General features: G+C 33.4%; 12 protein-coding genes and 1 pseudogene. 11 read left to right on the top strand and 2 right to left on the bottom strand.

Annotation, left to right across the window (positions count from 1 at the left end):
* Nucleotides 1-29 precede the first annotated feature (29 nt).
* A pseudogene (locus DEF52_RS04780) lies at nt 30-263 on the top strand (IS110 family transposase); the annotation flags it as partial.
* A 415-nt stretch (nt 264-678) separates the two neighbouring features.
* Here the strand turns inward: DEF52_RS04780 and trmB are convergent.
* Entirely contained in the window at nt 679-1,344 is a 666-nt protein-coding gene (gene trmB, locus DEF52_RS04775) for a tRNA (guanosine(46)-N7)-methyltransferase TrmB (protein WP_012673367.1), read from the bottom strand.
* 139 nt (nt 1,345-1,483) lie between these two features.
* Between trmB and DEF52_RS04770 the strand changes: the two genes are divergently transcribed.
* The 3 genes from DEF52_RS04770 (at nt 1,484) to DEF52_RS04760 (ending at nt 3,843) form a co-directional block, all read left to right on the top strand.
* Nucleotides 1,484-3,136 (top strand): 30S ribosomal protein S1, encoded by a 1,653-nt coding sequence (locus DEF52_RS04770; protein WP_151808014.1) that lies wholly within the window; start codon nt 1,484-1,486, stop codon nt 3,134-3,136.
* Nucleotides 3,137-3,165: 29 nt separating this feature from the next.
* Nucleotides 3,166-3,444 (top strand): HU family DNA-binding protein, encoded by a 279-nt coding sequence (locus DEF52_RS04765; RefSeq protein ID WP_151808013.1) that lies wholly within the window; start codon nt 3,166-3,168, stop codon nt 3,442-3,444.
* A 72-nt stretch (nt 3,445-3,516) separates the two neighbouring features.
* Nucleotides 3,517-3,843, top strand: coding sequence for a cell division protein ZapA (locus DEF52_RS04760; protein ID WP_151808012.1), 327 nt, complete (start codon nt 3,517-3,519; stop codon nt 3,841-3,843).
* On the opposite strand, the gene DEF52_RS04755 is transcribed toward DEF52_RS04760, so the two are convergent.
* Nucleotides 3,818-4,096, bottom strand: a complete 279-nt coding sequence (locus tag DEF52_RS04755; protein WP_006279484.1) for an FAD assembly factor SdhE — start codon at nt 4,094-4,096, stop codon at nt 3,818-3,820. The two genes, DEF52_RS04760 and DEF52_RS04755, sit on opposite strands and share 26 nt — an antisense overlap.
* Before the next feature lie 99 nt (nt 4,097-4,195).
* Here DEF52_RS04755 and rseP point away from each other — a divergent pair, with 99 nt between their 5' ends.
* The 7 genes from rseP to ffh all read left to right on the top strand — a co-directional run bounded on the left by rseP (nt 4,196) and on the right by ffh (nt 14,652).
* The gene (gene rseP / locus DEF52_RS04750; protein ID WP_012673365.1) at nt 4,196-5,314 is read left to right on the top strand and encodes an RIP metalloprotease RseP; all 1,119 of its coding nucleotides are present in this window, start codon (nt 4,196-4,198) and stop codon (nt 5,312-5,314) included.
* Between the two features lie 8 nt (nt 5,315-5,322).
* Nucleotides 5,323-7,659 carry an outer membrane protein assembly factor BamA gene (gene bamA / locus DEF52_RS04745; RefSeq protein ID WP_151808011.1) on the top strand — a complete coding sequence of 779 codons (2,337 nt, stop codon included), beginning with the start codon at nt 5,323-5,325 and terminating at the stop codon, nt 7,657-7,659.
* The gene (locus DEF52_RS04740) at nt 7,660-8,211 is read left to right on the top strand and encodes an OmpH family outer membrane protein (RefSeq protein WP_151808010.1); all 552 of its coding nucleotides are present in this window, start codon (nt 7,660-7,662) and stop codon (nt 8,209-8,211) included.
* Nucleotides 8,212-8,215: 4 nt separating this feature from the next.
* Nucleotides 8,216-8,647, top strand: a complete 432-nt coding sequence (gene fabZ / locus DEF52_RS04735; protein WP_006279640.1) for a 3-hydroxyacyl-ACP dehydratase FabZ — start codon at nt 8,216-8,218, stop codon at nt 8,645-8,647.
* Between the two features lie 45 nt (nt 8,648-8,692).
* Nucleotides 8,693-11,461, top strand: coding sequence for an FAD-dependent oxidoreductase (locus DEF52_RS04730; RefSeq protein WP_151808009.1), 2,769 nt, complete (start codon nt 8,693-8,695; stop codon nt 11,459-11,461).
* A gap of 303 nt (nt 11,462-11,764) precedes the next feature.
* The gene (locus DEF52_RS04725; RefSeq protein ID WP_151808008.1) at nt 11,765-13,324 is read left to right on the top strand and encodes a proton-conducting transporter transmembrane domain-containing protein; all 1,560 of its coding nucleotides are present in this window, start codon (nt 11,765-11,767) and stop codon (nt 13,322-13,324) included.
* Nucleotides 13,309-14,652, top strand: a complete 1,344-nt coding sequence (gene ffh / locus DEF52_RS04720; protein WP_151808007.1) for a signal recognition particle protein — start codon at nt 13,309-13,311, stop codon at nt 14,650-14,652. The genes DEF52_RS04725 and ffh overlap by 16 nt, the downstream gene beginning before the upstream one ends.
* Nucleotides 14,653-14,927: the final 275 nt, after the last annotated feature.

Below are 14,927 nucleotides of genomic sequence, written 5' to 3'. Positions count from 1 at the left end.
ATAATACATTCTAACACTTTTTCCTTAACTTAATGGCAGTGATGTATTTCCCTGCTATAGTAGCTAAAAATCACAATCCTATTATTATGACTTTTTGCAAGAGATTAAAAGAAAAAGGCAAGCATAATATGGCCATTGTGGGAGCTGCGATGCGTAAGTTACTCCATATTGTTTTTGGTGTTCTAAGTTCAAAGAAGGCTTTTGATCCAGACCATATCAAAAACTATAGGGCTAAGAGGTTGGCTGAAGGTTTAGTGCTTTAAAATCAAAAAATGCTTTCTATCACATCTTATGTGAAATAGTATCTTACACAAATTTATTGAATGTAGTTGGTTAGTGGATATGTTGATAAGTAAATTTCTGCTGTCTTATATGTAACTAATTTACTTATCAACATATCCACTAACTATAATCTGTGTACCGCCACACAGGACATGAACAGGAAGTATTTTTTGATTCCACAATACAGCCTAGGCAATTTAGATTCAATTTTTATAATTTTCTTGTTGACTGGCAAGACGGTATCTACTTGGATGATACCTTTTTTCTACTTAGTTTGGGTTATGCAAGAAGTCTATTCCTTCATAAGGAGAAGTAGTTAAAGGAATTTACTCTATTTCTCCCTCTTTTTTTATTATTTTTAATCTATAGTTAACGTAAAAGAGATATGCAAAAACTCTATTGATCCATAGTCTGCAAATTATTAATAACACTTACTTTAAAGAACCTCACTTTACGCTGATCTTTGAGCGCTCTTCTGTGGTATTTTGTAAGAGTATAACTTGTGAAATCGTCTTCCCTATAGATTAAAGAGTTACACTGCTTTATATGTGATGCTATCCACTCTGCATAGTCCTGATGATCGGTTGCAATGAATATTTCCCCTGTTATAAGTATTTTTTTTGCTAATAAATTTAAAAATTCCGTATTAATTAATCGTCTTTTATTGTGACTTCTTTTTGGCCATGGATCTGGAAAGAGAATAAAGAATCTTTCAACACTGTTATCAGGAAAATTTGCAATCAATTCTCTTGCATCTTCTGTCCACATTAAAATATTTTTTATGTTCTGTATTTCTATGTTTGTTAGCAAGCGAGAAACCCCCTTTAAGTAGGGCTCACATCCTATAAATAATAGATCAGGTTCATTGAGCACCTGGTAAAGCATATTTTCACCGTTGCCAAAGCCTATTTCTACCCATATTCTTTTTTGTGAATTTACAATTTTCTCTATAGATTCCTTGCTGTTTTGAATAGAATATTTTTCCAATATTTCATCAACATCAGGTTTTAGCCTGGACCTTCTGGAGAACGATCTAATCCACTTGCTATTCTTAAATAGCATATTCTTGATACATATATAATTTTCTCACTATATTTTATATAGCTTAAACAATTCTCGAAATGAGTTAATGAAAAATTACTTGTCAATAATTGTTAATATTATATAATATATGAGTTCTAATAAAGTTTAAGTTAAAGGTATGAATAATAATAATCCAGTCGTAAATCTACCGGTTACTATCAGAAAGCTATCATCAAACAAATTTATAGAAGAGATATGTCAAGGCCAATTTGAGGATCAAGATAATACCTTGTTTGAAGATTCTTTTGTTAACAAAATTAAAGAAGGAGATGTGGTAGAAGGTGTAATTACAAGAATAAACCCTAACGACGTTGTGGTTGATATTGGTTTAAAATCTGACGGGAGAATTCTGATCAAGGAACTCGGTTGTAATGATGAGGTCATTATTGGCTCGAAAATCAGAGTTTATGTGGAAAGAATTGAAGATTATCATGGTAATGTTGTTCTTAGTCGTGAAAAAGCAATTAGGGACGAAAAATGGAATAAGTTGGAAGAAGATACAGTTACAAGGGCTGAAGTAAGCGGAGTTATTAAACGCTCAATTAAATGTGGCTTTATTGTTGATCTTGGTGACGGAATAAGCGCTTTTTTACCGCTGAGTCATGTGGATTTGAAGCAAGTAAAAGATGCGAAGCACCTTATTGAAACTGAACAAAAGTTCATCGTGCTTAAAATGGATAAGAAGCAGGGCAATATTGTAGTATCAAGAAAGCTGGTGTTAGAAAAATTGCACTCTGGTGAAAAAATTAAATTTTTAGAATCTTTAAATGAAGGCGATATAATAGAAGGGAAAATAAAAAGTATCACTCATTACGGTGTATTTGTCGGTATTCATGAATCAGATGTAGTGGGAGTTATAGATGGATTGTTACATATTACAGATATCTCTTGGAGTAGGGTAAGTCATCCGTCTGCAGTTTTTACTTGTGGTCAGACTATAAAAGTTAAAATTATAAAAATAGATAAGGAAAATGCTAAAATTTCCTTGGGTGTGAAGCAGCTAGAAGATAGCCCTTGGCAAGATGCAGAGTCAAAATATCCAGTTGATAGTGTGCATAAGGGTTATGTAACAAGCATAGAAGATTATGGATTATTTGTTGAGCTTAGACCTGGAATTGAAGGTTTAGTGCACTCGTCAGAAATAACTTGGGTTAAGAGTAATTTACCAGTTAGTAGTCTCGTAACAAGGGGACAAGAAGTATATGTAAAAATTCTCAGTATTGACATTGCTAAGAGTAGGATGAGTTTAAGCATGAAAAGGTGTGTAGACAACCCTTGGCAAGTATTTATCAATAAATATCCTCCTGGTTCTATTGTTTCTGGTGAAGTGAAGAATAATACCGGCTCATATGTATCTGTTGCTTTCGGTGATTCTGAAATAGATGAGAACGTAGAAGGAACAATATATGTGAAAGATTTTAGTTGGTCTAAAAATGGTTCAGATGAGATAAAGAAGTATAATGTAGGTGATAAAATAGAAGCAAAAGTAATAAGGGCTAACGTGAATCGGGCAAGAATTTATCTTGGAATAAAACAAATAGAGTATGATCCTCTTGAAGAACTGATAAAGAAAGTTAAGGTAGGTGATAAAATACAGGTTATTGTAGGTAAGAAAGAAGATAATGGACTAGTCGTTGAAGTTGAGAACGATGTAACCCTTCTAATAGATCAAGAGCATTTACCAGAGAATAAAAAATTCTCTATATCAGAAAAAATAGAAGTTGAAGTATTGGGTGTTGAAGAATATAACATAGCATTATCTGCTAAGTGATAAGGTTTACTTATTTTGGCTTCATATAAATGGCAACAAAGTCTGATATAATAGCGAGGGTAGCAAAAAGACATCCTTTTTTAGATAAGATTGTTATAGCAGCTATAGTTGATAGATTTTTTGGGATACTTTCAAACACATTGAAACATCATAATAGAGTCGAAATTAGGGGATTTGGTTCTTTTTCAGTTAGAAGTTATAACTTGAAAGAAGCAAGCCATTTAATGTTACAGAAGTTTACAAAGAATCAATACTTTAAAACATATTTTCGTAGCAGTAAAAAATTGTCTGATTTGGTAAATGAATAAAAACTTATACCATAAATAAGATAAAAGTGGGAATTTAAGTTTATATTGTACAGTAAAAATTTTTAGCATCATATGCAAGTAGTAGAAATAGTTATACGTAATAACACATACAAAATATCTTGCGAAAGTGGGAAGAAGAGCCATTTATTACGCCTTGCTAATAGTTTTGACAAGCTAGTTGGTTCTGTATCTCAAAAAATTGGAGGTAAGGGTTCGGATGCATTAAATTTCTTACTTGCAGCACTAATTCTTGAGGATAAAATTTTAGAATTAACAAAGCGATTAGATGAAGTAAATCAAGAGCGCGAAAAGTATAGAAACGAGAAAAGAATAGAATATACTGAGGTACTAGATAAGGTAAATAAGATTATCACTAATCTTGAGTGCATAAAGGATTAGCTTCAATAAAGCAAGCAATTAAATTGACTATCTGACTATTCAAGCCAGGAGGGAGGTTTGTCTTACGAGTTATGTAACAATATAATTCGTAATCATCAAGATCAACTATTTTTTCGTATTCGATTAGTTCGCTTAAGGAAAATTTATCAAGATATTTCAATGCGAAATGCCCTAAAAGTATATCGGTTTCTTTGCAACCCCTATGCCAGCTTCTATATATTAATTTTCTTCTGAGTAGTGAGGTATCTGTCATTACAATTAAACTTTTTTTAATTTAAAAGTTAAACTAAATACTTGTCAAGCGAGGCGCATTTTAATATACTTAACATTTTGTTAAGATCTAAATATACAGGTGGAATTAATTTCTAATCTTATCCATCAATTTAGCGATGGAATATATTATTTTTTATCATTTTCTTTAATAATTTCTGTCATAGTATTCGTGCATGAATATGGGCATTATGTTGTTGCCAAAGCATGCAAAGTTAAAGTTGAATCTTTTTCCATAGGTTTTGGTCCTGAAATTTTTGGTTTTAACGATAAGTCTGGAACTAGATGGAAATTAAGCGCTGTTCCATTGGGTGGTTATGTTAAAATGCTAGGAGATACTAATGCAGCGAGTGTCCCAGCTGATCAACAAGAATTAACGGAAGAAGAAAAATTGTATTCATTTCATACAAAACCGCGTCATAAAAAAGCAGCAGTAGTTTTTGCAGGGCCTTTTGCAAACATGGTATTTGCTGTTATAGCTTTTACAATATTTTTTAGCATAGCAGGTTATTATCGCACTCCACCGGTGATTGAAAATGTAATCGAAGGTAGTGCAGCTAAGCAAGCTGGTTTGTTGCCAGGTGACACTATTACACAAATCAATGAGCATAAAATAAAATACTTTGAAGATATTTCACGTGTGATAATGTCGAATCCTAAAACAAGAATGGAGATTGAGTATAGCAGAAATAATGAGAAGCACAGGACCAGTTTAACTCCATTAATAATCAAGGACAAAGACGTTTTTGGCAACACAATAGAAAGAGAAACTATAGGGATTATTTCAGTCAATACATTAAAGCAGTCGTCTTTTCTTGGGGCTGTGAGCTTATCAGTAAGTGAAACTTACCACACTATGTGCTTAACGATCAAAGCTCTCTTTCACATTATTGTTGGTAAAAGGAGTATCAATGAAATAGGTGGACCAATAAAAATCGCAAAATATTCAGGACAATCAGCTAAAAAGGGATTTATTATGGTTCTATATTTTATGGCAATCATTTCAGCTAATTTAGCTGCAATTAACTTGCTGCCAATACCACTGCTAGATGGTGGGCATTTATTTCATTATATCATAGAAGCGGTTATACGTAGGGATTTAAGCTTGAAATGTCAAAAATATGCAGCTATTTTTGGTGCTTTAGTGTTGTTTTTGCTTATGGCAACTGGAATGTCAAATGATATTAGGGATCTTTTTTGAAATAAAATATGAAAAAGCTATTTTATATACTGGTAGTGGTTTTTATTTCTTTTCCTGCCCTGCTTGTTGCTTTAGGAACTGCGGAAAAAGTGCAGGTGAAAGATGTCAAATGTATTGGTAATGAGAGGGTAAGCAACCAGACAATAGGGTTCTATATAAAACTAAAATCTGGTGATTATATAAACGACGATGATATAGACTCAATTATAAAAGATCTATATAAAACAAAGTTATTTGCTAGTGTTAATGCTTACATAGATGATAAAAAAAATTTGGTAATAAAAATTCAAGAAAATCCACTAATTAACAAGATAATATTAAAGGGTAATAAGTTATTTAATAGCAAAGAGTTACTAAATAATGTGATTCAGTCAAAATCGCTAACTATTTTCACTGAAACAAAATTGCAAAACGATTTAATGAATTTAATCACTACTTATAGAAATAACGGTAAGGTTGGCGTTAAAATTGAATATGAGTTGGAGAAGCTCGATAGTAATAGGGTCAATCTAATTTTCAAAATAAAAGAAGGCAAAACCTCTAAAATTAAGGATATAAGATTTATAGGCAATAAAAACTTTTCTGAAAATGAGCTAGAGCAAGTTATTAAAAGACATAGTAATGACATATTTAGTAAGTTATTTAGAGCCATTTTTAAAGGCGAAAATCATTATTCACCGCAATATCTATTGATTAACACAGAATTGCTCGATCGTTTTTATTCGTCTAAGGGATATATTCAAAATAATATTCAACCAATTGTTGAGGTTGATAATAACAATCAAACAGAGTTAACTTTTTTGATTGACGAAGGACAGCAGTATTTGTTTGGAAATAATGAGGTTAATATTGAAACTGAAATTCAGGATTTGAGCCTAAAAGAAGAAATATTGGATTTTATAACAGAGGAAAACGATAAGATATTTAATAGAGTTAAAATTAATAATACAGTAGAAAAAATAAACAAATATTTAAATGAAAAAGGATACATATTTGCAAAAGTTAATCCAGAGTATGCACAACGTGACAACGTTGTAGATGTAACCTACAGAGTGCTGCCGGGTAAAAAGATTTATATAAATCAAATTACAATTGATGGTAACGATCGCACTTTAGATAAAGTGATCAGAAGTAAGCTAAGTGTAGCAGAAGGTGATGCGTACAATATATCTGAGATTCAAAAGTCACGTAAAAAACTAATGAGTAGTGATTTTTTTGAAACAGTGAAAGTAAATAGTTACGCAGTTAATGATAATGCAGTAAATCTTGACTTAAGTGTTAAAGAAAAAAACACTACTTCGTTGTATTTGGGAGGAGGTGTGTCTCTTCCTGGTGGAGCATTGATTAAAATTGACCTCAAAGACCGTAATTTATTTGGTACTGGAAAAGAGCTCTCTTTTGCTCTTGAAAAAAGTCAATACGTATTTTCTACTGATTTAGAGTTTGTTGAAAATAATTTTAACGATTCTGATACGTCACTAGGCATGGGTGTATTTTATGAAAAACAAGATAAACCAAACACTACTTTTGATAGTTGCGATATGGGATTTTTTACAAAGTTATCATATAAAGTCACAGAGAACTTAACTAATTCCCTTCGCTATTCTTATAAGTATAATCATATACACATGGATAATAAGGGTGGACAAGACACCGATATCTCTGAAATAATACTGGACCGAAAAGGTAAACATCAGATTTCATCAGTGGGATACACGTTGGCATATAATAAACTGGATAATCTATATGCTCCAAAAGAAGGGTATTTACTGCGCTTAAGTCAGGATATTTCAGGATTGGGAGGAAACGTGAATTTCCTAAAATCTGAATTCTTATCTTTTTATACGCACCCTATATTAAGCAAAATTGACGATGATATAACGCTACGCTTTAAGATGGCGGCAGGTCATATTTTTTCTTATACTGATGAAAATCTAAACATTGGCCAGCACTTTTTTAAAGGGGGTAATGAGATTAGAGGGTTTGACCTTTCCGGTATTGGACCAAGAGCAGAAGACAAAAATAAAAGCTCATTAGGAGGCAAAACTTATTTTAATCTAACACAGCAAGTGGATTTTCCTCTACCAAAACTATATGACTATGCTGGTATCAAAGGCTCACTATTTGTTGACTATGCGACACTTTGTGGCTTAGATGATAAAAATAAGAAGTATGAAGGGAAATACTATGATAGCAAGCTTATAAGAGTGTCACCAGGTTTTGGCTTTTCAATGCTTTCTCCTTTTGGTAGACTTAGATTGGATTTCGGGTTTCCTTTAGTAAAGGAATCTTATGATATAATACCATCACCAAATGTTAAATTTTCTATTGAAGCGGGGATTTGAATGAAATATATACAGTTATTTATATCAGTTATTGCCTTAATTATTTCCTTATTTGTGGGGTATAAGTTTGTAGGATATCAACCTCAGAACACAAAGGCTGCAATTATCGATAGTGACAAAGTCATCAATGAATCTCTTGCTCTGCAAAATATACAACAACAAATAAAGGAGCAGAATTCTAGATTACAACAAGAATTTGAAAATGAGTTAGAAAAACTTAAGCCATCAAAAGAAGAATTTGACCTTTTGTCAGAAGAAGCAAAAAAGGAAAAGACAGGACAATTTAATAAGCACACTGTAAATACTAGAGATAATTACGCTAAAAAAATGTTACATTTAGAAGAAAGCTATAGAGAAGCAGTAGAGAGTGTCTTTAATAAAATAAAAGAAGTTGCTAAAAGAACGGCAGAAAAAAACAACATAGATTTAGTACTATTTATTTCAAAAAAGAATCAAGTTTTATACTCTATGGACGAAGTTGATTTATCAGATGTGGTATTGAACAATATAAACAAGGAAATACCTGAATTTGCTTTACAAAGCATTGAGTAGGATTATGCAATTTAATATCAGTGATATTATAAAAATATTGCCACATTCTTATCCGTTCCTCTTGGTTGATAGGGTTATAGAATGCGACCCTGGCAAAAGTATAAAAGCAATCAAAAATGTGACTTTCAATGAGCCATTTTTTATTGGCCATTTCCCTGGTCATCCAATAATGCCCGGAGTCTTGATAATTGAATCTCTAGCTCAGGCATCTGCCATATGTGTTCTTGGTAAAGAAACAATAGAAAATAAAGTTGTTTACTTGAGATCCATTGAAAATGCAAAATTCAGAAAGCCAGTTACTCCAGGGGACACATTGATTCTTCAAGCTAACATTCAAAGTGTGTGTTTAGGTGTACACAAATTTAGGTGTATTGCATCTGTTAGCGAAGAAAAAGTTGCAGAAGCAACAATCTCAGCAGTACTGCAAAATAAATAAAATCTTCATCTGTAAGAAACAGCATGTACACTTTATAGTATAGCAATGAAGCTGAATTTCAAAATCTCATTTTCGAATCTATATACTCGCAATGGATTAATAAAATTAGATGAGACATTTTTGAATTATATTAAATCATGTGATGAAAGCTTGTTTTGTTCATTAATTGAAGCAAGAGAAAATCGCATTGGCGATAGCCAGTTGATTATAGACCTTTCGTACTTACTTGATGAATTTATTGCAAAACTTTTCAATGTTGAAAAAGAAATAGAGGAGCTAAAGAAAAAGCACAACGACTTTGCTGTAATATATAAGTGCAAAAGATTATTTGTCCAACGCTATGCATTGAAGAAATACACTAATGTGGCGAATATAGATATTACTAACAAACTAAGTCATTTTCTCACTTTGCCAACAACAGAAAAAAATTTTGCTGAGCAGGTGATGCATTGGTTTGAAGATAAAGAAAATCACAAAGAGGAAATAGAACTTGCGGCACAATATGCAGTGTGGAGAGTAAAAAATAAACAGAGTATACTCTTTAGTATCCATAGGAAAATTGACCATGAAAATCTCATACCATTTTCTAAAAAAGAAGTAGACAAAGTTGAAGTGCTGTATTCAAATGAAGTAAAAAGACGATACGGTTTTGATCTAACAAGCAAAAAGGTGAGTTTGAATAAAGCATTAGATAACGCTCACTACTGCATATTCTGTCATAAGCAAAATAAGGATAGCTGCTCAAAGGGGCTAATTAATGATGACAATACTTTCAAAAAGTCTCCACTTAGAGTTGAACTGCACGGCTGCCCACTAGAGCAGAAAATATCAGAAATGAATCTGGTGAAAAGCGAAGGGTACAGCATAGCAAGTCTTGCAATTGTGATGATAGATAACCCATTATGCGCGGCTACTGGACACAGAATATGCAATGACTGCATGAATTCGTGCATATATCAAAAACAAGAACCCGTAAATGTGCCAGCAATTGAAACAAGGATTCTGGATGATGTGCTCAGTTTACCGTACGGATTTGAAATATATTCTCTGCTCAGCCGTTGGAATCCTTTAAATTTTCAGTGTCCATTGCCAAGAGGAAACACTGGAAAAAACGTTCTAGTTGTAGGCCTTGGTCCTGCTGGTTTTAATTTAGCTCATCATTTGTTGAATGATGGGCATAACGTTATCGCCATTGATGGACTAAAAATTGAGCCTTTGATCGATAATTTCCAGCTAATTAAAGATTTCAAACACGAAAAATTGAGTGAACGCGTGGCAGGAGGGTTTGGTGGGGTGGCAGAATATGGTATTACTTCTCGGTGGGATAAGAATTACTTAAAGATTATTAGATTACTGCTGGAAAGACGTGAGAATTTCGCACTTTATGGAGGCATTCGTTTTGGTGGCACGATTAATGTTGATGATGCTTTCAACTTGGGTTTTGATCACATTGCCCTAGCACTTGGCTCTGGCAAGCCACGAATGATCAAAATAAAGAATATACTAGCTCGTGGAGTACGCATGGCATCTGATTTTCTGATGTCGTTACAACTGACTGGCGCTCTTAAATTTGATTCTATAGCAAATCTGCAAGTTCGTATGCCGATAGTTGTCATAGGTGCGGGGCTTACTGCGATTGACACTGCCACTGAAGCTTTAGCGTATTATCCAATTCAAGTAGAAAAATTTCTTCTTCGTTATGAGATATTAGTTGATCAGTATGGAAAGGACTGTGTTGAAAAAGATTGGACAGAAGAAGAACGCGAAATTGCGAATGAGTTTATATCGCACGCAAAGTTGATCCAAGCAGAGCAAGAATTAGCAAAAAAAGAGAATAGAGAAGCAAAAATATTGGAATTAATGCAGAGCCTCAGGGGAGTGAAAATTGTATATAGAAAAGAGCTAAAAGATTCACCGAGTTATCGATTAAATAGCGAAGAGGTGCAAAATGCACTGTCAGAAGGAATTTACTTTATTGAAAACTTAGAGCCAGTTGAAGTTGTGACGGATAAATATAACCATGCTGAGTCAATAAAACTGATAGACACAAAATCCGGCGAAATCAAACGTATAAAAGCACGTTCTATTTTTATAGCAGCAGGTACTGAGCCAAATACAGTTATTGCAACAGAAGATAAAAAGCATTTTAAATTAAGTAATGGGTATTTTACTCATTTGAACTCATTGGGAAAAGAAATAGATCCAATATTTTCTCCTAAAATGCAAAATAAAGATAGAATATTAGTATATAAGCAAGGCAATAAAACAATTAGCTTTTTTGGTGATCTTCATCCTTCGTATAGCGGCAGCGTTGTGAAAGCTATGGCAAGTGCTAAGAACGGCTACCCTATTATTTCCCAGCTTTTGAATAGAGTTAATAGCTTCGTTTCTGTCATTCCAGTGTGTGATGTTGTGGGCCAGAAAAAAAATGCGTGGTCAAGCATTGAAGATCTGGCTAATAAAGAATTCTTCAATAGAATCAAAGAGCAATTCACTGCAAAAGTCATAAAAGTTCAATATTTAACAGATAAAGTGATAGAAATAGTGATTAAAGCACCTCTTGCGGCAAAGAATTTTAAACCTGGACAATTTTTTAGGTTGCAAAATTTTGAAACCAATGGCAGAAAAGCCAATAATACAAACCTTGCTATGGAAGGTATAGCCGTAACCGGCACTGAAGTAGACAAAAAAAAAGGAATTATTTCCACTATTGTGCTGGAAATCGGCGGCTCCACTAATTTATGCAGACACTTAAGAGAAGGCGAGCAAATAATTCTTATGGGCCCAACTGGCAGACCTACTGAGGTTTACTAAGTCTCAATATTAAAGTGATGCCAAATTTTATTTCAAAAAGTAAATAATTTACTAACGCTCGTGCACAAATTAAAAATAAATTATGCACGAGTGTAGCGTTATGAATTAGGAGTGCTATATTAAAGCTTACCTCACTATTAAAGCTATCGGTCAGATTAGATTAAAAACCTAATCTGACCGGTTTCTCTATAACCCTCTAAACTCTGATATAATTATATGATAATTAGTTTAATTAGTGGTTAATATGCAAATTGATTTTATTTACATATTGAGATAGCATAAACCATATTGGTTTAAATTATTGTGCAACTTTATAAATCGTCACTGTTACTTCTACTGACTGTATTAATAGTTATAGTCCTAAAGTTACCCGAAAATTTGAGCATTGCAGTAAATTGGTCTCTCCCAATTCTAGATTTTGATTTATCTTTTCGTATCATACTAATATCTTTTTTATCGGTTGCATTTTTAATTGTTCTATCAGCAAAAAATTTAAGCTTTTCAGAAATGCTATCTTTTGCTGCTTACACTATCAGTTCACTCAGTGCAATATTATCTAAGCAGATAATATTGGTTACAATATTCTGTGAATTAATGACCGTCAGTGCATTTTTTACTATCGCAGCCGGCCGTAGAGATAGTGGACCTGCAATAAGGTACGCTTGTGTACACTTTTTGGTTGGAGTTATATTAATAGCAGGATTGGCACTTCAAAGCACTAACCTGATAATTTTGGGTTTATTGATAAACTGCGCTTGTTTTCCTTTTTCGTTTTGGGTTGTTGATGCATATCCTGCTGCATCGCTATATGGCACTACATATCTCTCTTTATTTACCACTAAAGTCTCTTTTTTAGTGATGCTTTTACACACTTATAACCTATGGCAAAATTGTGCTGAAATGTTAGCACTTGTAGGCACCATCACTGCAATTTACAGCATTATATTTGCTTCTCTCGAGCAAAATATTCGTAGATTTTTATGCTATAACGTTGTAGGACAAATGGGCTTGCTGATTATTGCAGGAGGTTTACTCAGCCCTTCGGAAAAAGCAATACCAATTTTGATACTGCATATAATCTTCTCTCTTGTTTATCAATCATTATTGTTTGTGGTCAGCAATTCGATTATTTCACGAACAAAAACAATTAGTTTTAATGGAGTAGGCAAACTGATGTCAGTGGAAGGCATGTGTGCTATAATCGCAATACTTACAATGGCTGCATTTCCTGGAACCGCTGGATTTATTAGCAAATCATACATTACAGCCGAGATTGAAGCAAGTGGTGCTAATTTAGAAGTGTATAAAAACTTATACAAGACTCTAAATTTGCTGCTTTATTTAAGCGTGGGGCTCAAGTTTCTTTATTATTTATTTATTGCGAAAAGTAAGTCAAAACCTTTAGCAGAGGGGGGAGGAAAAATGACTATGATTATTTTAGCATTTATATGCGTTATTGCTGGCAATCCTTACTTACCTATTTACAATAAGCCTTCAATTTTTAATCTTGCGTACAACACAAAAAATATTTGGTCGCAATTTAATTTATTACTATGTACCACTTTATTGTTTATTCCTTTACGCAAGTTATTTTACCCGAGAGTAAATTTTAAAATGGATGTTGATTGGATTTTTAGAGCTTTCATACCCTATATTATCTTGCTGTTCAATCAGTTAGTCTCTAAAACTAGAGAAATGTTTGCCAGCGTAGTGCAAAACTTGACTAATCCACTTGTTGGTTTATACTTTAATAATATTACTAAACTTAAAGAAGTGCTGAGTTATAACTCAGTGAGTTTTGTTTCAGCTTCTTCTCTCTTTTTAATGAGTATTCTACTAATGCTATTATGTTTAAGTCGTTAACCGAAAGTTTAAATTCTGTATTTAGTAAACTAAGGGGAAAGTCGATCATTTCTGAAGATGATTTTAATCTTGCCATGCGTGAAATACGCATAGCCTTAATTGAAGCTGACGTTTCACTTGAAGTTGCAAAAAAATTCATCAACGACATTAAAGATAAAGTGATTGGGGAAAAAGTCATAAAAAGTGTTTCTCCAGCACAAATGATAATTAAAATTGTGCAGGATAATTTAGTTGCAGTTCTCGGATCAGAGAAAAGTGACTTAAATCTAGCAGTTAAACCCCCTGCTGTGATTATGATGGTGGGCTTACAAGGTGCAGGTAAAACAACTACCTCAGGAAAGCTTGCTTTAAAACTAAAAAAGCAAAAGAAAAAAGTGATGCTTGCCTCTTTAGACATTTATAGGCCTGCTGCCCAGAAACAACTTGAAGTGCTAGGTAAACAAATAGATGTGCAAACTTTACCTGTAGTAATAGATGAGAAGCCCATTACAATTACAAAAAGGGCACTGGCAGCAGCAAAGAACGATAATTATGATGTATTAATACTAGACACTGCAGGCAGGCTTCATATTGACAATAATATGATGAATGAGTTGAAAGCCGTAAAGGAAATAGCTTCACCTGCAGAAGTTATTTTAGTAGCCGACGCAATGATAGGCCAGGATGCGGTCAACATTGCCAAATCATTCAATGAGGTAATAGGTGTAACCGGCATTATTCTTACCCGTGTTGATGGTGATGCACGTGGTGGTGCTGCTCTTTCTATGAAAATGATCGCCGATTGTCCAATTAAATTTATTGCTTGTGGTGAAAAATTAAGTGACCTCGATGATTTTTATCCAGATAGAATTGCAAAAAGAATACTTAGCATGGGTGATGTTGTCTCATTGGTTGAAAAAGCTGCTGAGATTGTTGGTCAGGAAGAAATTGATAAGTTACAAAAGAAAGTGAAAAAAGGTAAATTCGACCTAAACGACCTAGTGGGAATGTTAAAAACTCTGAGTAAAATGGATGGCATTAGCAACATAATGAAATTCATTCCTAGTTCATTTACAAAAAAGCTAAGTAGCAGTGTGCCAGATGACAATAAAGTGAAAAAATATATAGCCATCATAAACTCAATGACTGAAAAAGAAAGGCAAAATCCAGATATTTTAAATGGCAAAAGAAGACTTAGAATTTCTAAGGGGTCCGGAACAACTGTAACTGACATTAATCTTCTAATTAAGCAGTATAATCAAATGAGCTCTATGGTAAATAAGTTCAGTAAAGTTGACCATAGTAAACTCAAAGAATCTGATTTGATGGATATGCTAAGCAGAAAGTAAGTCAGCAGGTAGTGGAATGAGACAAATCATCAGTAAACCTTTAGCTATATCAAAAGCGGCTTAGGTCTCGCAAAAAAATTTACAGCTTCTTGCTAGCCAAGAAATTTATTATTAATTTTAAGAAATACTATAGCTGACCCAAGCAACACGTCATACCGCCGCGGTATCTCTAGATCCCGCTAACACGTAGCTGGATGACGAGGCTTACCTTATCGGATTGTTTCAACACGTCATACCGCGATTCATTCGCGGTATCTCTAGATCCCGCTAACAAG

The organism is Wolbachia endosymbiont of Nasonia oneida, assembly GCF_009012935.1.
Classification (GTDB): Bacteria; Pseudomonadota; Alphaproteobacteria; order Rickettsiales; family Anaplasmataceae; genus Wolbachia; species Wolbachia pipientis.
This window is presented reverse-complemented; position numbering and strand designations above follow the sequence as displayed.